This is a genomic window from Rhodococcus sp. 05-2255-1e (assembly GCF_002259025.1).
Lineage (GTDB): Bacteria > Actinomycetota > Actinomycetes > Mycobacteriales > Mycobacteriaceae > Rhodococcoides > Rhodococcoides fascians.
On record NZ_NOZE01000005.1, the window covers coordinates 153469 to 176890 of the forward strand.

The following is a 23422-nucleotide window of genomic DNA, read 5'->3' on the forward strand; positions in this document are numbered from 1 at the left end:
CGAGTTGGGATCTGTGCATGGCTATGCATGATCATGCGTTGTCTTGCTAACGGTCGTTTCTGGGGCACCGATCCGTGAGACACGGGTGCGGCCCGAACGAAGGCGCGATCGCAGGCCGTCGGCGCGGTCCCGAACAGGGCCCGGAGCCGTTTAGGTCCCGCCGGATCATGTCAGTTTCAGACGACGGCTGCACTCTTTGCAGGCGTTTCGAGGGTGAGTGCACGTGTCTTCTGACATTCTGATGTCAGAAGTGCGGTGCACGGTCGCATGTTCGGCTCTCGGTGACAGGGAGGCTTGTGATGGACCCCGACAAGCTCGATGTCGTGGAGACCGGTGTGCTGACAGCGTCGGGGGAGCGGTGGTCCCAGGCCGAGGTCCGTTTCGCTGTCCTGGCTCCCTTGCTGGAGATGCATCCGGTGCGTTCGGAAGCGGTTGACGATGCAGCACAGCGGTTGGAATTGTCCAGGCGGCAGGTCTACACGTTACTCGGCAGGCTCAGGAACGGGACGGGGACAGTCACCGATCTTCTGACGAAGGTCTCGTCGGGAGGGCGTGGCCGCAGCCGAGTAGCGGCTGACGTCGAGGACGTGATCGGCGACCATCTCACTCGATATTTTCTTCACTGCCAGAAGCCGAGTGTCGCTGCGCTGCACCGACGTATCGCGCTGGCCTGTCACCGCGCGGGTCTGCCGGTGCCGGCCAGAAACACCGTCACTGCGCGTATCGCCGCCCTCCATCCGGCATCGGTCGCCAGGTCCCGCGGAGGACCCGATGCCGCCCGCCCGCGTCAGTCCGCCGGCGACAGTCCACCGACGGTTTCGGGGATTCTCGATCAGGTCCAGATCGACCACACCGTCGTCGATCTGATGGTCGTTGACGAGTACGAGCGGCAACCGATCGGTCGCCCTTACCTGACGATCGCCATCGATGTCTTCAGCCGTTCCGTACTCGGATTCGTCGTCACTCTGGAGCCGCCATCAGCGGTATCGGTCGGGTTGTGCCTGGGCCGGGTGTGCTGCGAGAAGCAGACATGGCTGGAGGCATGCGAGCTCGCGGAGCAGGTGCAGTGGCCGATGGCAGGGAAGCCAAAACAGTTGTATCTCGACAACGCCTCCGAGTTCAAAAGCGAAGCGCTGCGCCGCGGATGCGCCCAGCACGCCATCACACTCGAATACCGTCCTCCGGGCCGACCTCACTACGGCGGGATCGTCGAACGCATCATCGGAACGGCGATGACGGCGGTGCACGAGCTGCCTGGGACCACCTTCTCGAACCCAGCGGACCGAGGAAGTTACGACTCGGACAAGCACGCGGCGTTGACATTGCATGAGTTGGAGCGCTGGCTGGTCCTGGCCATAGCCTCGTATCACGCGAGCGTTCACACAGGGATCGGGAACACTCCGGCCGCCGTGTGGGCCGGCGGGGTCGCCGCAGCTGGTCATGCCCCTCGTGTGGTGCTCGGCGAAACCGCGTTCCTGGTGGACTTTCTTCCCGTCATCCGGCGACGTTTGACGCGCACGGGCTTCGTTCTGGATCACGTGCACTACTTCTCGAACGCGCTCAAACCGTGGGTTGCGCGGCGAGAGGATTTGGGGCGGTTCGTGATACGACGTGATCCACGCGATCTGAGCAGAATCTGGGTCCTCGAGCCAGACGGTGCCGGCTATGTCGAGGTGCCGTACCGGACGATGTCACATCCCGCGGTGACACTGTGGGAGCACAGAGCTGCTATCGCCCGTCTCCGCGAACAAGGTCGGTCGAACGTCGATGAGAGCGCACTGTTTTCGATGATCGAGCAGATGCGCGAGGTCACCGACCGCTCGCAGAAAGCCACCCGCAAAGCCCGGCGCAACCGTGCCCGCCGCATGCATCTCAACGGTGCCGCGTCTGCACCGATCTCGGCGATCCACCCGCCGGTGGAGCCTCGAGCGGGCGGCGGCACCGCAACGCCGGTCTTCAGAGACATCGAGGAATGGTGAGGCGATGACCGCATCGACAGGAAGCAGCGACGAACCCGCCGAGTCGTCCATCGAGGATTTGGGGCACCTGCGGGAGTCGGTTCGACCGCTCACCGCACTCGACGACGCGGAGCGGATCCGGTTGATCCGGTCGGAGAGGTGGATCGGGTATCCGCAGGCCCGTACGGTCGTCGACCATCTGGAGTCGTTGTTGTCGTGGCCAGACCGGCAGCGTATGCCGAACTTACTGTTGCTCGGTCCGACGAACAACGGCAAGTCGATGATCATCGAAAAGTTCCGGCGCACTCATCCGCCGATCAGCTTGTCCGACCGCGAGCAGATACCGGTGTTGTGTATGCAGATGCCCCCGGACCCGTCACCCGGCCGGTTCTACCTCGCACTGCTCATAGCGTTGGGAACACCGACCCGACCACGCAATCGGGTCCACGAACTCGAACAGCAAGCATTGATGCTGCTCCGCGCCACCGGCGTGAAGATGTTGATCATCGACGAGCTCCACAATGTTCTCGCCGGCCGCGACAACGTCCGCCGCGAATTCTTGAACGTGCTGCGGTTCCTGGGCAACGAACTACGCATTCCTCTTGTCGCTGTCGGCACCCGTGACGCCTACCTCGCCATCCGTACCGATCCCCAGCTGGAGAACCGATTCCACCCCATGACTTTGCCGGTCTGGACCAACACTGCCGACACCAGATCGCTGCTGGCCAGCTTCACCACGAGCTTCCCCCTCCGCAAACCCTCGCACCTGACATCACCGGAGATGACCGACTACCTCCTCACTCGCTCCGAGGGCACCATCGGTGAACTGGCAACGCTGCTCACTGCCGCAGCAGTGACCGCCGTCGACAGCGGAGAGGAAGCGATCACCTCCTCGGTGCTCACGCGCACTCCGTACCTCGGTCCCACCGAGCGACGTCGCCAGTTCGAACGCCACCTCGCGTGAACGCGCGGCTCGCGGCGATGCCCGATGATGCGTACGTTCGCCCGTGGCCGCTGCACCCGCCGCCACAGCCCGGCGAGGCCCTCTCGTCCTGGTTGGCCCGGATATGCGAGCTGTATCCGCACATCAAGTCTTCTGACCTGCTTGCAGACCTCGATATCGATTGTGCTGTCGAGGATCTCGACCGCTACACACCGGAGCCGATCCTCGCCGAGCTGGCCGGTCGCGGCGCAGTCCCGGTAGAGAGGGCGCGGATGATGACGTTGGCGGGGTGGACACCGTGGCTACTCGACAGCACCGACCCCGCCGACTGCGACTTCGACACCTACGTCCACCAATTCTCGATCCTGCTACCGGCCGACCTCGCGAGGGAGGATCGACGCCGCCGCACACCCACGCACGACGCATGGTTGCCGTGGGCCAGCACTCCGCGCAGTCGGGCATGCCCGGCGTGTATCGACAGCCTCGAATCCACTGCTGATATCAACATGACTCTGCTGCAGCAATATCCGGTGCTGAGCAGCTGCCTCGACCACCGTTGTCGACTCGAACCCTGCTCTGCTTTCCCTGGTCATGCAATCTTCTGGGACCAAGTCCGGTTCGGTTCGGACGAACGGGTCTCGCCCGTTCCGGTTCCCTCAGCGGTCACGGAACTCGATCGGCGCACCACCGAGGCTCTGACGACCGGATGGGTGGAACTCGGCCCAGGCCGAGTGCACGCCGCAGTCTGGTTCCGGCTGCTGCGCACCGTCGCCGACGAAGTGTCCACACCACTGGTTCGCACCGGACGGTGGGCGACAAGACTCGTTGCGATCTGGAAGGCCGCCGGTCGTTCTCGCCCGCTCCGGACCGCGTGGGTTCCGTTCGAGGACCTGCACTGGGACGAGCAGGCGAAAGTTCTGGAGGCCGCAGCGATCGGCATTGCGATGGTCGAAAGCGGTGAGGTCGACGCCGGCGGTGCGCACGCATCTCTGCTGAGCCCACGTCCCTATGAGCCGGTCGATCCCGGGACAGCTCCGACGCGCTCGTCTAATCCCGCACCCGAGCGCGATTTGTGGGCTGACGCGCACGCTGCGGCCGAGGCCGCCATCGCGGCAGCGCGCGTCGATCCCGCATCCGCCAGTTCGTTGTACAACTTCCTGCGCTGGGGGTGCCGCACCGCAGCGGCGCTGGATGAGACGGTGCAACTGTTCCTCGACCACGGGATCCCGCTGCAACATCCGCCGACGTAGCTATCACCCGATGGAGCGGGGTTGTCCGCGACGCACACGCTGCGACGGCCGAGAAGCCCGTTTTCGCGCCGGGGTCATAGTCACCAACGTTATGTGTGCGGTGACCGACGAGAATTTTCCTTCCCGCACCGTCTCCGCGGAAACGCCTGCTCAGCGTGCTTTCGGCCTGAGAAGTCTATCGGGAGGGCCCGCTACAGTCCAGCCATGACAGATCGCCAGCTCGTAGACGGCCCGACCACGATCCCGGCTGTCGTGCCGGGTGCCGCGGCGGTGTTTCCAGACCTACCGCCCGAGGTTGCTGCTCGGATCGAGCGTTCCATGGCCGCGTCCCGCTCGACCGGTACCCGCCGGGCCTACACCTCGGCGTGGCGACGCTTCGAGACCTGGTGCACCGTCGCCGGGCACCACGCGTTGCCGGCGCATCCCGCGACAGTGGCGGCCTACCTCGTCGCCGCGGCCGACACGCTCACCGTCGACGGGACGCGGGCGTACGCGGCCGCGACGTTCGGCAAGTGGATTGCGGCGATCGCCGACCGCCACCGCGCTACCGGACACGACAACCCGTGCGGGCACGAGATGGTGCGCGCCACCCTCGCCGGTATCCGGCGGGACTACGCGTCGGCGGGGGAGCGGCCCCGCAACCCGCGCGCACCGCTGCTGACCTCCGACATCACCACGATCGTCGACCACGCCCGACGCACTACAGCGGGGTGGGCGTCGGAGGTGCTCGAACGCCGCGACACCGCGCTGCTGCTGATGGGATACACCGGCGCATTTCGACGCAGCGAACTCGTAGCGCTGGAATGCCGCGATGTGCGCCGCGACCGTCTCGACGGTGCGCACGTACGGATCCGAAGATCGAAGACCGACCAGGACGGAACCGGCATCGGAACGGTGAAAGCGCTTCCGTTCACCGACTGCCACGAATCCTGCCCGGTCTGCGCGTGGGTGCGATGGCTGCAGATCGTCGCCGCGTTCGACACCGGGGGCAGAGCCGCCGTCATTCGACTGCTTTCTCGCGCAGCACAATTCGACTCCCATCTCTGCCGCGGCACCCTGCCGACCGCCGAGAAACGGTCGCCGCTGTTCCGGTCTGTCCGCAAGAACGGCAACCTCTCCGACACTGTGTTGTCCGGGGCAGCGGTCCATGCGGCGATCCGCCGCCGCGCAGCTCACGCCGGGTACGACCCCGAGACTGTCATGCAGCTCGGCGGCCATTCCCTGCGGGCAGGATTCGTCACCCAAGCCTTCCGTAACGGTGCCGATGCACATGCGATCATGCGCCAGACCGGGCACACCACACCCGCAATGGTCGAGACATATGCCCGCGAGCACGCCCCTCTGGTCGGCAACGCGGTCACCGAACTCGGTCTATGACCGGGCGTGTGACTTCACCCGTGAACGCCGATAGGGCGACCGGGGTAGATGCTGACCACGACGACTGCACCGGTTCGATTCGACCAGCGGATATCACGAACGTGGCGGTGCCGAAGCGGGATCGGCACACGTGGTCACTGTTCGAGGACTGGTGCACCGCCCATGACGAAACACCACTGGCGGCCTCCCCGGATTCACTTGCTCGGTTCCTCTCGGCGCACCCCGCGGCGTCCACGACCCAGCGCCGCCGGATCGCGGTGATCGACGCCGCCCATTCCCGGCACCTGTTACCCCAGCCGGGCCGTGCGGAGGTCGTCCGGGCTGCGCTGGACGTGGCGCGTACGGCGCGCCTGCACGAGCTGGCAGCCGTGATCGGCGGCGTCATCGCGCGCCTCCCCGAATCCGGTTGGCCGTCCGAACTGTTCGCGCGGCGAGACGCCCTCGTCCTGGTCTTTGCCTCGACCGGTCTGCCGTACACCCAGATCGCGGCCCTGCGGCCCTGCGACGTCACCGCCGATCCGAGGATCGATGCCCTTCGTATCGACACAGGCCGCGGCGTTCGCACCGTCACTCCTCTCGCACTGATGGAGACGGGTATCTCGCCGCGGACGGTGTTCCAGCGCTGGTTGGAGGTGCTGGGCCATCACACGCGGTACCCGAACACTCGAATGCTCGCCGACGCTCTCGATGCCGTGGGCGGTACCGGGCTCAGCGGATTCGACCGGTACGTCGATCCGGCCGGTCGACAGCCGCTGTCGACCGCAATCGACCGGTGGGGTCACACCCCGCTGACTGCGACTGCACTTACCGCCCATGCGGTCGCCGACATCGTTCGAGCGCACCTGGACGGACGAGCACCTGTGCACCGACACCATTCGGTGCAGGCACGGCAGCCGAGCACAGATCTCGTACCCAAGCCCGCCTCGGCTTCGCTACTCGACCCCGGCTACTACGAACACGGGACTCGGGCACGCCGAGACGCACACCAGCTACTCGGTGGCGTCGATTCGACGCTCGACGACGTCGAAGAGCGTGCGGATTCACTGTTGAAGCGGCTTCTCGAATTCGTCGAGGCAGAAGTGCCGCCGTGAGGTCGGCCGTTCGTGCCGCGAAGATGGTCCCTGCACCCGTTCAGGCCGCTTCTGTGGCGTGGAGACGCTCGACGAGACCGGGGTGAACCGATCGATCAGATCTCCGCTTGCGTGAACTCGACTGTGTCGCCCTCCGGTGCACCGACATTCCGGGAGCAATCGCCGGAGGGAACTTCGGTTCGGGTGAACCCCTCAGGCTCGGTGTGCGTACACCACAGTGAAGCCCACCGCTGGCGTGGGCACGAGGACAGGACACGTGATGAGCACTTCAAGGTTCCGTATGGCAACGTCGCTGCTCGCGTCGGCGGCGGTGATCGCCCTCGCCGGGTGCGGTTCCACCGAACCCACCGGTTCGGTGGCGGTGTCGAGCACTCCGGTGTCCACGTCGGCGGACGCGAAGGCTGCGACACCCGATGTGGCACCGTCCGAACCCGGACTGGTGGTGTACGCCAGTAACTACTCTGTGAGTGACACGGTCTCTCGGGTACAGCGCGCGCTGGAGACGGCGGGAGCTGTGGCAGCCACTGTGGATTTCGAGAAGTTGGCACAGGGAGCAGGTGAGACGATCCGCCCGACCACCGTGGTGATCGGGGGGAATCCGAAAGCGGCGTCGCCGTTGATCGCCGCGGACCAACGGGCCGCGATCGACCTTCCACAGAAGTACCTGGTCTGGCAGGCCGCCAACGGAACGGTGTTTCTGGCATACAACTCCGCCGAGTACATCGCGACGCTCGCAGGCATCCCGGTCTCGTCCGACGCCCTCGACGGACTCCGGGCCGGCTCGGCATCGACCGCGTCCGATGCGACGGGATCCTCGGCGGCCGCCGCAGAGGGCACCGATGTGTCCGCAGCGCCGGGATACCTGGTCGAGAAGACCAGTGATGCATCGGTTGCAGCGTCCATTGCCCGATACGAGGCAGCGTTCGCGGCCAAGAATCAGCCCACAGTCGCAACCGTCGATCTCGCGTCCGCCGCTGCCGAGACACCTCTGAGGCCCACCATGGTCACCTACGTCGGTAATCCTGCGGTCTCGACTGCGCTGGTCGGAGCGCAGCAGACCATGGGGATCGACCTCCCCGCCCGATACGTGGCGTGGCAGGATGCCGAAGGGATCGTTCACGTGGCTCACCCCGATATCCGTGTACTCGCCGCTCGGCATTCGATCTCGCCGACCAATCCTGTTCTCGACATGGTCGCCGCCGCCACGACCGGTTTCACCGATGCCGCTTCCGGCTCGGGCAGTTAGGTGGACGGTGTCGAATCCGGCTCACAGCACAACCACCAGCTCGTCGATGCGTCCGAAGTCGCCATGTCGGCGCTCTTCCGCGAGCACCAGCACGCAGTGACTCGATTCGTCAGCCGCTACACCCAGACCCGCGAGCAGTGTGAGGACATCGTCCAGGAGACGATGTTGCGCGCGTGGCGCGGGATCGACCGCATCGATGTGACGGCAGCATCGACGCGGTCCTATCTCATGACCATCGCGCGAAACGTACTCACCGATCAGTGGCGGGCGAGCACGAGCAGGCCGACTCTCGTCCACGATCAGATCGCACTCGCCGCCGAGTGCATCGACGACGAATTGGGCGGGGTCCTCGACGGGTGGCTCATAGACGAGTCGCTGCGTCGGTTGTCCGAGGAGCATCGAGCAGTCATCGTGCTCATCTACTACGAGGGTCGAACCGTCTCCGAAGTGGCCGCGCACCTCGATATCGCGGTCGGCACGGTCAAGTCCCGCTCCTATTACGCTGTGCGTGCCCTACGCCGGATCTTCGACGAGTTGGGATTGATTCCATGAGCTCAGCGCACGACGAGATCCGACCACTGCTCGGGGCGTACGTACTCGACGGACTCGAGCGCGACGACCGAGCAGCGGTACGACGACACCTCGACGACTGCCTTGCCTGCCGAACCGAAATCGACGTCCTGGCACCCGTCGCAGGAGTGCTTCGACGTCGCAGGCAGCCAGCAGATCTCTCACCGGTGCACTCGACGGCCGGTGCAGACCAGCGACTCGACCACCTGCTGAGCGCGATGAGGCATCAACGGACCTCCGAGAAGAGGCGGCGGCGAGTGTGGACTGCGGTGTCGGCGACCCTCGTTCTGGGAGTCGCTGCGGCGATCGTCCCGCTCAGTACCCTCGCCCGCTCCGACGATTCGACAACGGTGAACGATGCGGGTGCCCGCCCGCTCGTTCTGTCGAGCACCGTCGGGGCCACAGGTGACCTCGAGCTCACCACGAAAGCCTGGGGCACATCGATCGACGTCGACGTTCAACAACTCCCCGGCGCAGGCATCCTCACTCTGCAAGTGGTCGGCAACGACGGGACTCGACAACAAGCAGCTCAATGGTCGGTCACCGCGAGCCGAGCAGCAGCGGTGACCGGCGCAACGTCCCTTTCTGTCGAGGACATCCACTCGATCGTGATCGACGATCCGGCGGGCAACACGATCGCGCGGGCCTCTCGCTGAGACCGAGTCGTCACGGACACGGGCAGGTTTCGATGCGGTGCCTCGGACAGCGTGTCGGTCGCGTGGCCGCCCGAACGGCTGGACCGCGGTCGAGTGAGATCGGGACGCTGACGACGTACCCCGGATCGACATCCGAGTCCGAACGCGCTGGCTCTGCGTTCGCCGCACCGCATCGGTCCGTCGCTCGTTTTCCGGACTCATTCCAGAAAAGTCGTGCATACTTTCGGTCGGTTCGGTACCCACTGTGGCATATACCAAGGGGGGTATGTAAGTACCCTAGGGGGTATCCGACCTGATCTGGAATCGAAGTCGATGAGAAGACGGGTGCAATAGGCACCACACGGCCTGTCGTGGTTATCTCATAGGTGTGTTCAGGCAGCGGAGTCGTCAAACGCTCAGCAGTGGTCGTCGAGGCGAGCCACCGAGAGCTGGCGTCTACGGCTCACGGTGCGTTTCCCCATGGCCAGCAGTACGTGTGGCGTGGGTCAGCAGTGAGTGCGGCGTATGACAGATGATGACGTGTGGTCCGGAAAGCACGCCCGAGCGCACGATGCCCCGGTCCGCTCACTCAATGCGTCGGTGTTGCGATGGAGGATCGACACTGCACGGTCCATTCCACTGTTCGATCCCGACGACGGCGGCGACGCGGCTCGCTGTCTGGTGCTGTTGGAGTCTCCGGGGCCGAAAACGATACGTCCGGGCGGGACCAACATGTGTTCGTTCGACAATCCAGATCGAACGAACCCCGTGCTGAAATCGGTGTTCGCCGACGCGGGTATCGACCGGGTGCAGTGCGTCAAGTGGAATATTGTGCCGTGGGCAGTGCTCGATGACGCCGGTCATCCGGTATCGCCGACGGCATCCGTTCTCGGTGAGGCGGGCCCATATGTCGGCGAGCTTATGGCCTTGCTGCCGAAACTGGAGGTGGTTTTCGTTCTTGGTGCGAAGGCTCTCGATGGCTACATGCGCGTCATCACTGCATCTGCTCCCACCCGCCTCCTCCCGGTGATAGCGGCACCGCACCCCTCGGCTCGCAACGCACACGCACCGGCGGCTGCTCGCCAGCGGTTGATCAACGCAGCACTGTCGGTCGCAACGCACCTGGAGAAGGCACCTGAACCCCGCACTGTGCTGAGGTAGGGCGGATCGTGCTGCTGCTGCCTCCGACCGGTCAGTCCTGGTGGGGCTGGCGTTCGCCGGTGTCGGTGTCGATGTCGATCACCTCGTCCGGGCTGTCGGGGTGGTACTGGATGATGTGTGGTTCGGCGGCACCCCGGCGTGCACCGTCTCGATATGAGAACCAACATCCCGCGAACAGCACCACTGTCACGATCGCTGCGACGACGGTCCAGCCCTCGAACCCGCCGGCGAGGGCCGTGAGAAAGGCCCCCGCAGCAGCTGTTCCCGCCATCAGCAACAGCCAGGTCAGATAATTTTCGGTGACTCGTGCCCAGACGCGTCCGCGGCTGCCCCGTCTCGGGGTATCGGAAGTCGGTGTGTCTGCATTCGGTGTGTTCATCGTGATCGTGAGTCCTTTCCGGGGTCAGTGGTCGATTGGATCAACGCTGTTCGTTCGGTATCAGCGTTCCGAGTGGGTACTACCCGGCGGTCGGTTCAGCTGGGTTGAAAAAGTTTTCCTTGCACGCTGCCGCGGAGAGTGTGGGCGGCGACTGTGCCCCAGGCTGCGAGCAAGGCCGCATACAGTCCGATTGCAAGGGCCTCGACCGCGGCCGACCCCAGAGCGCCGCCGAGGGCAGTGGCACCGGTGACGCAGGTGCCGATGGGGAAGGTGAACGACCACCAGGTCAGTGAGAATGTCAGTCCCTTCTGGGCGGCATGGATGGTGAGGGCGGTTGCGAGGGTGAACATCAAGACGCCGAAGCCGCCCATCGTCAGTCCGTACAGAATGCCGAACACGTGCAGGCCGGTTGCGACGGAGGCGGTCTCGCCGGTGAACACCAAGGGTGCATCGTTGCCGAGCAGGTTCGCGGCGGTGATCGATTGACCGATCATGCCGAGGGTGATCCACACCGTCGGTGCTGCCTGGACCGGCGGGATTCCGCCGTGGACGAGCCGTCCGTAGATGAGCGTCATGGTCAGCATTCCGATGATCAGTGACAGCCCGAACATCGCGTAGCAACCGGACAGCATGGCCAGGCGCCATTGCCCATCCGCGATATGAGGGAGCAGCAGCGCACCGGTGGAGGCGGACACCATCGGCGGTACGACGGGCATCAACCACGCCGGGAGTGCGACGGCGGTCTGGTGATCGTGGGCGGTGATCATCAGGTAGGGCACGAGAATGCTGGTGATCAGCCCGAGGGCTGTGCCAGCGGTCCACAGGACGGCAAAAATCACGGTTGCGGGCGCCGCTCCGATGACGTCTTTGCCCAGCAGCATCGTCCCGGCACCGACGGTCAGCAGCGCCATGGGGGGTGCGCCGTAGAACTGCACCATCACCGGATGCGCGGCGTGCTCACGCGCATACTGCCGGTGTCGGATCCAGTGCACTGCGAAGGCACCGGAGAGTGTGATCAAGGCGACCGACGCTGCGATCCACACGATCGTTGCGAACACGTGCAGTCCGGGGATGTGGGCGGGCAGGGTGGCGGCGGCGTTGGCGACGATACCGGTGCCCATGACCGAGGCGAACCAGTTGGGGGTGATGTGTTCGAAGATCTGGCTCGGGTGGTCGAGGTCGGAGAGCACCGGCCACTTGCGCGGCCGCTCGGTATCGTCGCCGCGCCGAGACGTGATGGAGGAGCGGTGCAGAGCTGTCGTGGTCATGACTTCCAGCGTCCTCGCACACAGTCGTCACCGGTAGACACCGATTACCTGGCCGGTCCCAACCTCAGGTTATGACTGCGGGGATTTGAGGGCGACGACGAGCAGGTCGCTCGACGGTCCTCGCAGTTCACGGCCCGCGGGCCACACGGCACGCAGGAACCGGCGCAGGTCGAGCCCCTCTGTGTGAACGCGGGCCAGCGTTCCGGCGGCGATCTCGGCGGATACCGCGAGGGAGCTGAGTACGGCCGGTGCGAGGCCGCCGATGACGGCAGCTTTGATGGCAGTGGTGGAGGACACCTCGAGCAGTGGCGCGGCGAGTGGGCCCGCAGTCCGGAGCGCACGTTCGAGCGCGAGACGTGTGCCGGACCCGGGTTCGCGGGTGACCAGCGGTGTCGCGGCCAGTTCGCTCGCCGTGATCGTTCGTCGAGCCCATTGATGATCGGGGGCGACGACGACGACGAGTTCGTCGCGGGCAACGTCCTTCGAGTGGAGTCCGCTGGGCAGATCGGGGCTTTCGACGAATCCGATGTCGGCGCGGCCGTCGAGCACCGATGCGGCTACGTCGACAGAGTTTCCGGAGGTGAGAGTCGGTGTGATGGAAGTGTCGTGGGAGCGCAGTGTGATGAGCCATCGCGGTATGAGGTATTCGGCGATGGTGAGGCTTGCGGCGATACGAATGTGGCTGTGGCGGTCGGTGCGCAGCATTGCGATGCTCGTGGCGAGCTCGGCGGCTTCGGCGATGACGCGCTCGGCCCAGCCGGCGACCAGTTCGCCGGTTGCGGTGAGGGTGGCACCTCGCTGCCCGCGATGCAGGAGTGCTACCCCGATGCGGCTTTCGAGTGCTTTCAGGCGTGCGCTCGCCGCTGGCTGCGACATGTCATGCGCCTCCCCTGCGCGTCCGATGCTTCCCAGCTCGGCGACGGACAGCAATAATTCGTAGCTGATCAGGTCGGTCACATGGGTCGGCAGGGGCACGGTGCCAGCGTAGAGACTGCAGTCGTAGCGGGCGCGGAGCCCACAGGCGCGTTTGCCGGAAAAGTCCCCATTCGATGCTCAATGCTCGCGGGAAGTGGAACGGGGTCGCGGCACTGGATCCCGTGGTTCGTTCACCCTCACTGACGCCACCTGCTTTTATCCAGTTCTCGTCACCCAGGATTGCCTTGGTTCGTGCGAGTTGTTTCGAACTTCACCGGTGCTCTCGCAGCGTGAGCTGGGACAAGGCAGGGGATGAGTCGGACGTAGGCGACCATTCCGATCAGCTCCACCAGTGTCTGCGTCACCACGACCACGGCAGCAAGAGACAGTGCTGGTGGCAGCGCGAGCGCCAGCGGCAGAACGACCAACGAATTTCGGGTGGCACCGGAGAAGATCAAGGCCCGAGCGTCCGGGACGTCCAGGCGGGTCACTCTGGCCGTCGCCCATCCGACAACCGCCATGATGACCAGGAACGCGACGAAGATCGGCACCGCGGCAAACAGCTGGGAGCCTTCGGAGCGGACTGCGTCGATCTGCGATGCCACGACGACGGCAAGAGTGGCCATCATGACCGGCACCATCGCCGCGGCCATCACATCCATGATCTGGGTGCCGATACGCCGACGACGCGCAAGTGCTTGCGTCAGGGCCGCCAACACCAGAGGAACAACGATCAACAGCACGAACGCTTCGACGAACGGTGCAATGTCGATGATCTCCACCAGCTCGGACCCGACGAACAACCACAGGTAGAGCGGCAGGAACGCGATCTGCAACAACATCAACAGCGGCGCGCTCGCGAGGAGCCGTTCCGACGCTGCACCGGCCAACCCACTGAAGACGATGACGTAGTCGATGCAGGGAGCCAACAACACCAACAGCACACCGACGAGTACCGCCTGATCAGCAGCAACGAACCGGGTCAGAGCGAATACGACGATTGGAACGAGCACGAAATTCAGTACTACGACGCTGAGCAAGAATGTGCCGTCGCGCAGCGATGCGCCGATGGCGGAGAACGGAACCGCGAGGAACGTAGCGTAGAGCAACACGATCAGTACCGGATTGATAGCAATCTCGAACGCATGCGCCGACGACGGCGCACCCAAACCGACACCGCCACCGATGAGCAGGGCCAGCAGGTAGAGCGGGATCTGGAACTTCTCCAGCCACGCCACCACCGAGGTGGTGCTCGATATGTTCATGCGGTGCCCACCGCGGTGTTCGCTGAGATCAGCCAGGTGCAGTCCGGATTGCATGGCGTCGGCGCGTCGGGTGTGTCCCCGAGCCGGGCCAGCGCGTCGGTCAAACTCTCACGCAGAGCGGTCAATTGAGCGATCGATTCGTTGGCGTGCGCGATGTGGGACTCGATGGCGGGGCCGAGTTCGGCTTTGACTGCTGCGCAGGAGTCTTTCTCCCAGACACGAAGGAGAAGTTTGATCTCCGGCAGCGACAGGTTCAGGCTCTTGGCGGCGGTGATGAACGCCAAGCGTTGCCGAGCGCGGTCGTCGTAAACGCGGTAACCGTTCGCCGAACGGTCCGCCGGGAGCAGGCCCTCGCTTTCGTAGAACCGTAGCGTGGTCGCCGGGACGCCGGTCGCCGATGACAGCTGTGAAATGCGCAGAGCGGACATGCGCACGAGGATAAACCTTCGAGTCGGGTGGAAGGTCAAATCCTTGACCTTCCACGCAGGTGCTGGGGCTAACGTCGGGCCATGTTCCCAGCGAGACCGCGCCCGGACGTCCGGGCGCTCATCCGTCTAGACCTGACGCCTCTCAGCGAGATGAAGGCCCCGTCGGCGTGCACGCTCTCAACGGCTGACCAACCTGAGGGTATCGAGTTGTGGGCAACGATCCTCACCTGCGCTACCAGCCGCGGACGGTCGACGGCGGACTTGTATTCACCTTCCCGTCACGTAGTGCTCGGAGTCGGAGTGGGTCCGCGATCAGTCGGGTGAGGCTGCCTGAGGGGTCGGTCCGAGCCGGACATTGACCCAGTGTCGGACCGGAGGGATCGACCACATGGTCCACAGTGCGAGGAGCGCAGTGCTGGCGGCAAGAATGCTCGCGGCGACGTCGAGCGGGAAATGTACGCCGAGGTACAGCCGGGAGGCAGCGACGGCGAGCGCGAACAGCACTGATGTCGTGCGGGCCAACCGCCGGACAATTACGTGCGCCCGAGCGGTGAGCAGGACCACAAGCCCGATCATGGCCGCAGCCACCGCTGTATGTCCAGACGGGAACGACCACACGGTGTCGGGAGGAATCAGCCAGAACCGTTGCGGGGGACGGGGTTCGCGGATGCTGTATTTCGCGATTGTCGACACGACGAGGGTAGATGCCATCACTGCCAGGGCCCATGCCGCGTCGACCCGTCGGCCTCTCCACGTGAGCCATGCGGCGATACCGATCGCCACCACGATTCCGACGACCGGTTGTGCGCAGTCCGTGACAAATTCGGCGAGGGCAGTGGCCCAGCCGGCGCGATGAAGGGCGATACGGTCGTGGAACCGCAGACCCGCCTCTGTCACAGCAGTGGTGGAGGCGAGAGTGCCGGCGGCGAGCAGTGCGGCAAATGCGAGCAGAGCGGCGGCAAACGGCCGAATCCACGGACGAGCAGGAAACATAGGTGACTTTCCTTGGTTGGGTTGCGTGGGATGGACGGTGGGGTGCCAGGTGCGGCGACGACCGGTGGCGAGTAGGGCGGCCACTGCGATGACCTGGATTGCGGGAACGACGGTGAGCGACGCGGGAATCGAATGTCGTAGAGCAGATCGGTTTTCGGCTGGGGAACGGATGGCTTTGCCGCTCCGTTCGTCGATCACGAGAACGCAGACGCGCCAGTGCGCCGGCGATCCAGAGGAAGTGCACGGCGATGACGGGGTGGGCGTAACCGGAAACGTCGACGCCCAGAAGCGGCGGCTTGGTGTATGCCACCGGGCCGGAGACCGAGCGCACCATCAGCGCTGCGACCTCGTCGGATGCGGTGACCACACCCCGACGACGAAGGCGGTAGCCCCCCGCGAGGCGAGGGGGCCGGTGATCGAGCGGGCACCTTCGTAGACGAAGTCCGCGAGCATGCTGACCGTCCCGAACGCGACAACGAACCGACACGCCCCCCATCGATGGTCGTGGCGGTTCGGTGGATTTCTTTCTGGAAGCGCGCGGCGGGAACCCGGTGCGGCGGATGGGTCACCGGCGTGTTTGGGCTGCGTCACTATGCTGCCTATCGGTAGCGGGGACGAGGAGGACCGGGCGGTGGGCGTGGCGGGCGAGTGTCGCGGACACCGATTCGCCGACGGCCCTCTCCACCAGTGACATCATCCCGCCGCGGGTGGTACCGATGATGATCATCAGGGCGTCGTTGGCGTCGGCGATCGTGGTCAACAGTCGAGCCGGGTTGCCCCGCCTCGAGTAGAACGCCCAGTTCCCGGGGATGGCGGCCAGCATCGCGCATGCCTCGCGGCGCTCTTGTTCGACAGCGTCGGCGATGCGTTGTTCCCAGTCGTCGCTGTCCGGGTCGATCGGCAGGTCATCGGTGTCGACGATGTGCGCTACATGCAGGAACGCGTTCAGTCGACCGGCAAGGTCCATCGCGTAGGTCAAGGCAGCGTGGCTTGCTGGGTGCCGGTCGAACCCCACGACCAGGTGGCACACCGGTTCTACCGAGGCGGCGGGGCCGTCCACCTGTAGCGGAGCGCGCCAGTCCCCTAGGTCGTCGCAGGAGGCGTGGCTGGGATCGTCCTCGGTCATTGTTTTCTCCTCATATTGTTTTCTCCTCATACGGAAGCCAGGACGAGACCGGCACCGCCGGCGACGACAGTCACCAGCAGGGTGCCGACCGCGTTCAACACGCCAGCGATGTACTTCTGACGTTGGATCAGCCGCACCGTCTCGAAACTGGCGGTGCTGAAGGTGGTGTACCCGCCGCAGAAACCGATGCCCACGATCAGCTGAAGTTCCTGGGGTAGTCCGTGGAAAAGGATCAGTCCGGTGACGAATCCGAGGAGCAGTGATCCGGTCACGTTGATGATCGCTGTCGCCCAGGGAAAATCCGACGCCCGGCGGTGCCTGATGGCCCCGTCGAGCACAAAACGGACGATCGCCCCTGCACTGCCCGCGCAGGCGATCCAGAGTGTCGTCATTGTGTTGCCTCCGCGGGCCGTGTCCGCAGTCGCGCGGCGATCGCGATTCCGGCGGTGGTGGCGACCAGACCCACCAGTACGGTGCCGGCCGCGTAGCTGCCGGCGGCCCACCACTGATGGCTGCGCAGAAACAGATCGGTATCGACGGCCAGTGTGCTGTAGGTAGTGAACGAACCGAGCATCCCGGTGCCCACCAACAGCCGGACCCGCTGCCGCCACCCTGTGTCCGGGCCCAGGCGAGCCAATCCCTCCAGCAGCATTCCGAGCAGGAACGCCCCGACGATGTTGATAGCGAAGGTCGTCACCGGCCAGCCACTCGCGGCAGAGGAACACCACAGTCCGAGTTGGTATCGGAGCGGGGCCCCGACCAATCCACCGACACCGACGGCGGCGATCGCGGACGCTCGCGCATGCAGCGGGCTTGGGGGCGCACTGTCGGGATCGACCGGTAGGGTCGGATTCGGGTCGTGATGGCCGTTCATGGACAGACTCCTTCCACTCAGGGAAAGGAGCCATCAGCCCCAGGGTTGGGGCGGTTCAGACAACCCCCTACGGGGCGGTCTCGGCGGAGATCCATCGCCGGACACCACTATAGCCTGACCAGGGATCGACCCAAGCAGATCCGATGTACGTTCGAGATTCTCGGTCAGCAGGCCGAGGTGTCTATGTGCCAGCTGTCAGTTTCAGAAGACGGCTGCACGATGTCAGAAGTGCACTGCAGTGCAACTCCGAGTTCTCGAGCACACGTCCGGCCTTATCCAGTGAGCGCTGCGATCCCTGACTGGATAGCGCATTGATGGTGAAATTTCCCATCAAGTTTTACTGGCCGTCGGTGAGCTGCGGGTCTAGCGCCGCGGCCGGCCATGGACGGCTGTTGTCGCGCGAAGTGCTCGATCGGACACTTGCGGCATGGGCGGCGAGAAAGTTGTCGACGATTTGGATGCAGTCGTCGGCGTGGATGTGGCGCAGTCCTGTGAGGCGAGCGAACACTATCGGTCCGAGGAGCTGAATGAGGGCGAAGGTGGTGTCGATCTCGCCGAGCACAGCGCGAGCGTCAGGCGCCGTCAGGATCTGATCCAGGGACCTGCGGTATTGCTCTATGACACGGGCCCGAAGCGAGACCACCGCGCCAGGATCGAGATCGCGCCGGCTGGCGTCGCCGCTGTTGACGGGCCCCATTGCCAGCCAGGCCAGCGTGGTCATCTGCACCGGAGCTTGGTCGATGAGGTCGGCTTGGGTGGTGAGCAACGAAATCAGACGTTCACGTAGCGGACCGGTATCGATATCGGTGTCGACTGGGGGTAATAGTCGCTCGAAGGTTGCAGCGAGCAGGTCAGTGGTACTTCCGAAATGTCGGTACAGAGTGGCACGTGCAACCTTCGACATGCGGGTGACCGCCTCCACGGTGACCGCCTCCACACCGCCGGTGGACAGCAGCTGACCGGCCGCTTCGAGTAACCGGTTACGTGAGCGCGCCAGCCGGGGGTCGGCCGAGCCCTCGGTTGCAACGAGAGGGTCGACCATGAACGGGCTCCGCTCCATTTGACTGACAAGACATGTCCTCGATTGATCATTCTGTCACACCCGCAGAGTTGTGATACTAATAGTCTCGAACCGAGACGATCAGTCTCGAACTGGGAGGCTGGCCGTTGAACGAACGTAGATCCGACTCTGCCAGCGTCGCTCGATGGAGCGGTGCCCAGTGGTGGATGTTGATTGTGTCGTGCATGGCAGTCGCGTTGGTGGTGGCCGCAATGGCAGCATTGTATTCAGCGTTGCCCCAGATCGCGGTCGCGACAGGGGCGACGCAAGCCCAACTGACCTGGATAGTCGACGGTTATACGTTGGTTTTGGCGTGCTTCGTTCTGCCTGCCGGTGCGATCGGTGACCGGTACGGTCGCCGGGGGGTGCTCGTGGCGGGGTTGGCGTTGTTCGCTTTCGCGTCGGCATTGCCCTTGTTTCTCGCCGACCCGGCGTGGCTGATCGCTGCTCGCGCGTTGGCTGGGGCGGGTGCGGCGCTGGTCATGCCCTCGACGCTGTCGATACTGACCGCGGGATTTCCACCGGCGCATCGCGGCCGCGCTGTAGGTGTGTGGGCCGGGGTTGCTGGATCCGGGGCGGTCCTGGGCATCCTCGGGGCTGGTGTGCTGCTCGAGCAGTGGTCGTGGACCTCGGTGTTCGTCGGGTTGACCGTCGCCGGAGCGGTTCTGGCCGGGTTGGCATGCAGTATCGCGGAGTCCCGCCAGCAGGAGCATCCACCGGTCGATTGGGTGGGCGCGGTGACCGTAGTTGTCGCGGTCGGGGCGATCGTCTTCGCTGTGATCGAGGTTCCGGCCCGTGGCTGGTCGGATTCGCTCGTCGCCATCAGCACTGCGGTGGGCTTGTTTGCGGTTGCGGTGTTCGTCGTCGTAGAACTACGTTCCTCGGCACCCCTACTCGACGTCCGGTTGTTCGCCCGCCGTGGTTTCGGTGCCGGCGCGCTGTCTGTCTGTATCCAATTTCTGGTGACCTTCGGGGTGTTCTTGCTGTTGGTGCAGTATCTGCAGTTGATTCTCGGTTATGGACCGCTCACCGCCGCGTTGGCGTTGACCCCTATGGTCGTGCCGCTCATCGTGATCTCGGTGATTGCACCCTGGCTGTCGAACATTGTTGGGCTGCGGGTGATGACCACTGTAGGTCTGCTCACCATCGCGGCGGGACTGGTGATGGTGAGCAGACTGACCGTCGCGGCGACTTACCCTGACCTGCTGTGGCCCTTGCTCATCATGAGTGCGGGTTTGGGGTTGTGTACCGCCCCTGCGACTTTCGCCATCGTCTCGGACACTCCTGAGGCCAAGCACGGGGTGGCTGCCGCGGTCAACGACGCAGCTCGCGAAATCGGTGCCGCGATTGGGATTGCGGTAGCCGGTAGCGTGCTCGCGGCCGGTTACGTTCAGCACATTCAGCCGGCTCTGCCCCAGCTACCCGAGCCTGCCCGTGGTCCGGTGGCCGATTCTCTGGCCGCCGCGTTACAGGTCGCCGACCGCGCAGGACCAGCTGGTCAGCCGCTGGCCGAGTTCGCCAGAGCCGCATTCGTACACGGAAGTGGTCAGGCGACACTGTCGTTGGCGGCGCTGACCGCCGCTGGGGCACTCGTCCTCGCCGTCTTTGCGCCAGGTAGACGCAGCCGTACGACAGCCACCGCGGGTGATGGACGTCGGTGAAGGTCGGCCAGGGTGTCTATTCTTCGGTGTGATTCGTGTCCGTGGCCCGGAGTTGGGCTCGGGCTTGGGACTGCATGAAGTGTTCGACCTCGACCACCACGAACAGGGCAGTAGCGGTGGCTACCGAGCGGCCCTGCGCATCGTCCATCGTGGCCGTGAGATCCAGTTTGCGCCCATCACGAGACCGAACGGCAGCACGCAATACGTATGGAGTGCCGAGCAGAACCGGCGCCAGGTAGTCGAGCTCGAGACGCCGCGTCACGGCGAGCTCACCCACTGTGTAGAGCAGGAAGCCGAACAGATCGTCGAGAACGGTCGCCACCGCGCCTCCGTGTGCTATCCCGGGTGCCCCGACATGACGTTGATCGAACACATGGTGAGCCACCACGCCGTTCTCGTCACGCTGGACCGACAGGGCGTGGCCGTGCGGGTTCTGCGGCCCACAACCAAGACAGTCGGGGTGGTGGGGCGGTAGATCAGGCGAGTCGAAACTCGTGCTCCAGAACGAGCGCGCCCAGTTCTCGACAGCCGGGCCGGCCGACCCGCTGACCTCGTCCGGAACTCTTTTCATGGTCGGACCTCTCTGTCGTGAAAAAAAATTGTGCCGAGTCTGTCGCGTCATCGTGCGCTCGGCCTGCACCGCTGTTAGTTTCGATAGATAAACTGCACTATGTCAGAAGTGAACCGCGCGTTGAAAACGTCGGCGAGGTTGCAGATGAGGGTCATCCACCCCGCAGCCCAGTGGCTGGCGTCGTGATCTGATCGGCCCAGGGATTCGGACACTAGACCCGCTTGGAATAGGGATCTACAAGCATGAGCAGATCGCGTCGATCTTTCAGCACCGAGTTCAAAGACGAACTGTGCCGAGAGGTCATCGACTCTTCCAAGCCGATCAGTGAGGTCGCCAGGGCGTACGGTGTCGGCGACGACAGCTGCAGCACAGTGCGATGCGCCCCGTGTACCGCGCGCCATCGAACGACGGTGGGCATCATCTCGTGATGGCGGACAGCGAGCGTGAAGCAGACTCCAGGGACTCCACCAGGATCAGCTCGAGTTCCGACAGTCTGGCAGCCGACACGGCCACCGCAGCTGCGCGTGTTCGTACATCGAGACCGCGTTGTGTTCCGGCGCGGGCAGTTTCGGTCCAGGCCTGGGCGCAGTGATCGGCGGCCACCGCGAGGTCTGCGGTAGCGGGATCACCGGTCAGACGTGCAATCTCGGTACAGCCGTCGGCGAGAAGCCGACGAAAGAGCCCGCCTCCGGTTCCGGCCTTTTCGATGAAGATACCGAGACTGAACAGCAGCGTCTCGAGGTCATCGGGCGGAAGGTCGACCCAGCTCTTGACGTCGGTTGCCAGCTGGTCGACCGCGGCCAAACCGTCGGCACCGGCTGCTGGTATGTGGTCGGCTATTCCCGGTGTCGATGGGGCGTGCATGCTGGCGGCGGATCGGGCGAAGGCCGCGGCCGCGGCAGTCGACACGGGCGGCAGTGTCTGCGGCCACGTGATTCGGTACGTGCAGTGACGTGTCGGTTGCGGGAACGAGGTGGAAGATCGCGCCCGAGCCAGCGCGTCGAGCGGGATCTTCTGCACGTCGGCCCGATCGTTGTCGACGACCGAGGCAGTCCCCCCGATCTCGTCGTAGCCGATCACCACGATGTCGTGGCGACTCATCTGCAGTTTCACCCGTAAGTAGGGCAGCTCAGCGATATCGGCCCAGACCAGACTGGGTCTTCCCGCATCGATGTCGTCGCGAACCCATGACCATCCCTCACCGGGATCGTCGGTCGTGAGAACCTCGACTTGTCCGCCGAGCCTGCGCGGTAAGTCGATCTCGAAGTCGGCACCGCGGCCGACCAGGTACATCGGTGGGACCAGGTCGTCCGATCGCAGGTAGGACAAACCGAGATCACCACCCAGTGCGAACACCAACCCCTCGTCGGGTGGTCCGTCCCATCCCAGACCGTGCCACTGGAGAAGGTCTCGCATTGCACCTGACCCGCAGTGCCCTCCCATCCGGTGGGGATAGTTCTCGATCAGAGTCGTGGGGGTCACTGTGGCTGCCTTTCGGGTGGTTGGTCGAGCGCGCGTGTCGGCATGCTCAGCTGTTCTGGATTCTGTCGAGATACGTTCGGCGAGCAGTCATGTCGACGTCCGCGAGGAACACCGAATCTGTGTTCAGGGCCGCACCCAGTCCGGTCGCCAGCCGCCGGGGGACGAATTTCACCGCCGCGACCATTGCGCCTGCGAGACGGGTGACGCGGACGAAGGGGCGTGGATTCTCGATCAGATCTGCTGTCGCGCGGGCGATTTCCTCCGGCTCGGCGTTGCGTAATCCCTTTGCGCCGGCGGTTCCGGCGACGAGTTCGGTGTTGGTGAACGTCGGGCGGACTGTGGACAGTCGAACCCCTGACTTGCGGTACTCCAGTCGTGCGGCCTCTGTGAATCCGATGACTGCGAACTTGGTAGCGCAGTAGGTCGCCAAACCAGGTACCGCGAGCTCGCCGGCCAATGACGCAGTGTTGATGATGTGTCCGGTGCGGCGCGGCAGCATGCGCTGAAGAGCCAGTTTGGTCCCGAAGATGACACCCAGGACGTTGATCTCGACTTGACGCCGGGTTACTGCATCGTCCTCTTCGTGGGCGTGGCCGGTAGGCATGATGCCCGCGTTGTTGATCAGGATGTCGAGGGGTCCGAGTTCACGTTCGACCAGGTCCAGAAACGTTGTGAACGAGTCAGGTTCGGTGACGTCGAGTCGGGTGACGACCTTCACCCCGAGTTCGGCGGCGGCCTCCTTCGCACGTGCCTCGTCGATGTCGCCGATGGCGACCCGGTGGCCTCGTCGAATCAACTCCTTCGCTGTCTGATAGCCGATGCCGCGAGCTCCACCTGTGATCGCCACGGTCCTGGCGGGGGTGTGAGGTGCGTTGTTTGTCATCTGCTGCGCTCCTTGCATAGATGAGAGACATCGGTAGACGCCTGTCGGCCCGCTCTCGCGGTAGCGGCTGCGCACACGGGAGAGGGATATGGGTATCGCGCGTCGTCTCGTGCCCGGGGAGGCGTTCGGATCGGTCGTTCATCGCCCGCAGCCGCAATTCCAGCGGCAGAGCGAGTCTCGTCTGTTCGGTGCAACTTCCGGTGTCGGCCTTACCACGGCCGCGGCGACGAGACAGTCATGTGGCACAGCTCTGCCAGCAGGTATCGGCTCACCCGATTCGAAGGTG

23 protein-coding genes and 1 pseudogene are annotated in these 23422 nt (G+C 64.6%); 11 read left to right on the forward strand and 13 right to left on the reverse strand.

Features of this window, described 5'->3' with window-relative positions:
• The first annotated feature begins 299 nt into the window (after positions 1-299).
• The 9 genes from CH262_RS02235 to CH262_RS02275 all read left to right on the forward strand — a co-directional run bounded on the left by CH262_RS02235 (position 300) and on the right by CH262_RS02275 (position 10231).
• The gene (locus CH262_RS02235; protein WP_094681422.1) at positions 300-1979 is read left to right on the forward strand and encodes a Mu transposase C-terminal domain-containing protein; all 1680 of its coding nucleotides are present in this window, start codon (positions 300-302) and stop codon (positions 1977-1979) included.
• 4 nt (positions 1980-1983) lie between these two features.
• Complete coding sequence (locus CH262_RS02240) at positions 1984-2922, forward strand: TniB family NTP-binding protein (protein WP_094681421.1); 939 nt, start codon at positions 1984-1986, stop codon at positions 2920-2922.
• A 17-nt stretch (positions 2923-2939) separates the two neighbouring features.
• Positions 2940-4151 (forward strand): TniQ family protein, encoded by a 1212-nt coding sequence (locus tag CH262_RS02245; protein ID WP_094681484.1) that lies wholly within the window; start codon positions 2940-2942, stop codon positions 4149-4151.
• Positions 4152-4355: 204 nt separating this feature from the next.
• The gene (locus CH262_RS02250; RefSeq protein ID WP_027494235.1) at positions 4356-5528 is read left to right on the forward strand and encodes a site-specific integrase; all 1173 of its coding nucleotides are present in this window, start codon (positions 4356-4358) and stop codon (positions 5526-5528) included.
• A 107-nt stretch (positions 5529-5635) separates the two neighbouring features.
• Positions 5636-6619 (forward strand): recombinase, encoded by a 984-nt coding sequence (locus CH262_RS02255; protein WP_230074816.1) that lies wholly within the window; start codon positions 5636-5638, stop codon positions 6617-6619.
• A gap of 259 nt (positions 6620-6878) precedes the next feature.
• On the forward strand, positions 6879-7865 hold the full coding sequence (locus CH262_RS02260; protein ID WP_080729192.1) for a DUF302 domain-containing protein: 987 nt from the start codon (positions 6879-6881) through the stop codon (positions 7863-7865).
• A complete protein-coding gene (locus CH262_RS02265; protein WP_027494238.1) occupies positions 7866-8417 on the forward strand; it encodes a sigma-70 family RNA polymerase sigma factor in 552 nt (183 codons plus the stop codon).
• Complete coding sequence (locus tag CH262_RS02270; RefSeq protein ID WP_027494239.1) at positions 8414-9091, forward strand: zf-HC2 domain-containing protein; 678 nt, start codon at positions 8414-8416, stop codon at positions 9089-9091. Before CH262_RS02265 ends, CH262_RS02270 begins: the two co-directional genes overlap by 4 nt.
• 504 nt (positions 9092-9595) lie before the next feature.
• Positions 9596-10231, forward strand: coding sequence for a uracil-DNA glycosylase (locus CH262_RS02275; protein ID WP_051364861.1), 636 nt, complete (start codon positions 9596-9598; stop codon positions 10229-10231).
• A gap of 31 nt (positions 10232-10262) precedes the next feature.
• On the opposite strand, the gene CH262_RS02280 is transcribed toward CH262_RS02275, so the two are convergent.
• From CH262_RS02280 to CH262_RS02330, 10 genes are all read right to left on the reverse strand, one after another.
• Positions 10263-10610: a hypothetical protein gene (locus tag CH262_RS02280; protein WP_051364864.1), complete on the reverse strand. Its 348-nt coding sequence runs from the start codon at positions 10608-10610 to the stop codon at positions 10263-10265.
• Between the two features lie 95 nt (positions 10611-10705).
• Entirely contained in the window at positions 10706-11878 is a 1173-nt protein-coding gene (locus tag CH262_RS02285; protein WP_080729195.1) for a TDT family transporter, read from the reverse strand.
• Positions 11879-11947: 69 nt separating this feature from the next.
• Positions 11948-12853, reverse strand: coding sequence for a LysR family transcriptional regulator (locus CH262_RS02290; RefSeq protein WP_230074817.1), 906 nt, complete (start codon positions 12851-12853; stop codon positions 11948-11950).
• 170 nt (positions 12854-13023) lie between these two features.
• The gene (locus tag CH262_RS02295; protein ID WP_051364866.1) at positions 13024-14058 is read right to left on the reverse strand and encodes an arsenic resistance protein; all 1035 of its coding nucleotides are present in this window, start codon (positions 14056-14058) and stop codon (positions 13024-13026) included.
• Complete coding sequence (locus CH262_RS02300; RefSeq protein WP_027494242.1) at positions 14055-14486, reverse strand: MerR family transcriptional regulator; 432 nt, start codon at positions 14484-14486, stop codon at positions 14055-14057. Before CH262_RS02300 ends, CH262_RS02295 begins: the two co-directional genes overlap by 4 nt.
• Before the next feature lie 312 nt (positions 14487-14798).
• Positions 14799-15677 (reverse strand): phosphatase PAP2 family protein, encoded by an 879-nt coding sequence (locus CH262_RS02305; RefSeq protein ID WP_051364869.1) that lies wholly within the window; start codon positions 15675-15677, stop codon positions 14799-14801.
• 367 nt (positions 15678-16044) lie between these two features.
• A complete protein-coding gene (locus CH262_RS02315; RefSeq protein ID WP_027494243.1) occupies positions 16045-16605 on the reverse strand; it encodes a universal stress protein in 561 nt (186 codons plus the stop codon).
• Between the two features lie 26 nt (positions 16606-16631).
• Positions 16632-16997, reverse strand: a complete 366-nt coding sequence (gene crcB / locus CH262_RS02320; protein WP_027494244.1) for a fluoride efflux transporter CrcB — start codon at positions 16995-16997, stop codon at positions 16632-16634.
• Positions 16994-17479: a fluoride efflux transporter FluC gene (locus tag CH262_RS02325; RefSeq protein WP_027494245.1), complete on the reverse strand. Its 486-nt coding sequence runs from the start codon at positions 17477-17479 to the stop codon at positions 16994-16996. The genes crcB and CH262_RS02325 overlap by 4 nt, the downstream gene beginning before the upstream one ends.
• A 337-nt stretch (positions 17480-17816) precedes the next feature.
• Entirely contained in the window at positions 17817-18521 is a 705-nt protein-coding gene (locus tag CH262_RS02330) for a TetR/AcrR family transcriptional regulator (protein WP_032364248.1), read from the reverse strand.
• Positions 18522-18724: 203 nt separating this feature from the next.
• Between CH262_RS02330 and CH262_RS02335 the strand changes: the two genes are divergently transcribed.
• Entirely contained in the window at positions 18725-20200 is a 1476-nt protein-coding gene (locus CH262_RS02335; RefSeq protein ID WP_371128951.1) for an MFS transporter, read from the forward strand.
• Positions 20201-20216: 16 nt separating this feature from the next.
• Here the strand turns inward: CH262_RS02335 and CH262_RS02340 are convergent, their stop codons facing one another.
• Positions 20217-20771, reverse strand: coding sequence for a PaaI family thioesterase (locus tag CH262_RS02340; protein WP_032364186.1), 555 nt, complete (start codon positions 20769-20771; stop codon positions 20217-20219).
• Between the two features lie 242 nt (positions 20772-21013).
• On the opposite strand from CH262_RS02340, the pseudogene CH262_RS28015 reads away from it, so the two are divergent.
• Positions 21014-21133, forward strand: a pseudogene (locus CH262_RS28015) (transposase); the annotation flags it as partial.
• Positions 21134-21188: 55 nt separating this feature from the next.
• Here the strand turns inward: CH262_RS28015 and CH262_RS02350 are convergent.
• On the reverse strand, positions 21189-22253 hold the full coding sequence (locus tag CH262_RS02350) for a BtrH N-terminal domain-containing protein (RefSeq protein ID WP_032382558.1): 1065 nt from the start codon (positions 22251-22253) through the stop codon (positions 21189-21191).
• Between the two features lie 46 nt (positions 22254-22299).
• Positions 22300-23136, reverse strand: coding sequence for an SDR family oxidoreductase (locus CH262_RS02355; protein ID WP_032364247.1), 837 nt, complete (start codon positions 23134-23136; stop codon positions 22300-22302).
• Positions 23137-23422: the final 286 nt, after the last annotated feature.

Excerpts from the sequence above, each read along its gene's own strand:
- CH262_RS02260 (WP_080729192.1), top strand. The coding sequence starts at position 6,879 with ATGAGCACTTCAAGGTTCCGTATGGCAACGTCGCTGCTCGCGTCGGCG.
- CH262_RS02250 (WP_027494235.1), top strand. The coding sequence starts at position 4,356 with ATGACAGATCGCCAGCTCGTAGACGGCCCGACCACGATCCCGGCTGTC.
- CH262_RS02295 (WP_051364866.1), bottom strand. The coding sequence starts at position 14,058 with ATGAACATATCGAGCACCACCTCGGTGGTGGCGTGGCTGGAGAAGTTC.
- CH262_RS02235 (WP_094681422.1), top strand. The coding sequence starts at position 300 with ATGGACCCCGACAAGCTCGATGTCGTGGAGACCGGTGTGCTGACAGCG.
- crcB (WP_027494244.1), bottom strand. The coding sequence starts at position 16,997 with ATGACGACACTCTGGATCGCCTGCGCGGGCAGTGCAGGGGCGATCGTC.
- CH262_RS02280 (WP_051364864.1), bottom strand. The coding sequence starts at position 10,610 with ATGAACACACCGAATGCAGACACACCGACTTCCGATACCCCGAGACGG.
- CH262_RS02285 (WP_080729195.1), bottom strand. The coding sequence starts at position 11,878 with ATGACCACGACAGCTCTGCACCGCTCCTCCATCACGTCTCGGCGCGGC.
- CH262_RS02340 (WP_032364186.1), bottom strand. The coding sequence starts at position 20,771 with ATGAAAAGAGTTCCGGACGAGGTCAGCGGGTCGGCCGGCCCGGCTGTC.
- CH262_RS02275 (WP_051364861.1), top strand. The coding sequence starts at position 9,596 with ATGACAGATGATGACGTGTGGTCCGGAAAGCACGCCCGAGCGCACGAT.
- CH262_RS02300 (WP_027494242.1), bottom strand. The coding sequence starts at position 14,486 with ATGTCCGCTCTGCGCATTTCACAGCTGTCATCGGCGACCGGCGTCCCG.
- CH262_RS02325 (WP_027494245.1), bottom strand. The coding sequence starts at position 17,479 with ATGAACGGCCATCACGACCCGAATCCGACCCTACCGGTCGATCCCGAC.
- CH262_RS02270 (WP_027494239.1), top strand. The coding sequence starts at position 8,414 with ATGAGCTCAGCGCACGACGAGATCCGACCACTGCTCGGGGCGTACGTA.
- CH262_RS02240 (WP_094681421.1), top strand. The coding sequence starts at position 1,984 with ATGACCGCATCGACAGGAAGCAGCGACGAACCCGCCGAGTCGTCCATC.
- CH262_RS02315 (WP_027494243.1), bottom strand. The coding sequence starts at position 16,605 with ATGACCGAGGACGATCCCAGCCACGCCTCCTGCGACGACCTAGGGGAC.
- CH262_RS02330 (WP_032364248.1), bottom strand. The coding sequence starts at position 18,521 with ATGGTCGACCCTCTCGTTGCAACCGAGGGCTCGGCCGACCCCCGGCTG.
- CH262_RS02245 (WP_094681484.1), top strand. The coding sequence starts at position 2,940 with ATGCCCGATGATGCGTACGTTCGCCCGTGGCCGCTGCACCCGCCGCCA.
- CH262_RS02335 (WP_371128951.1), top strand. The coding sequence starts at position 18,725 with ATGGCAGTCGCGTTGGTGGTGGCCGCAATGGCAGCATTGTATTCAGCG.
- CH262_RS02355 (WP_032364247.1), bottom strand. The coding sequence starts at position 23,136 with ATGACAAACAACGCACCTCACACCCCCGCCAGGACCGTGGCGATCACA.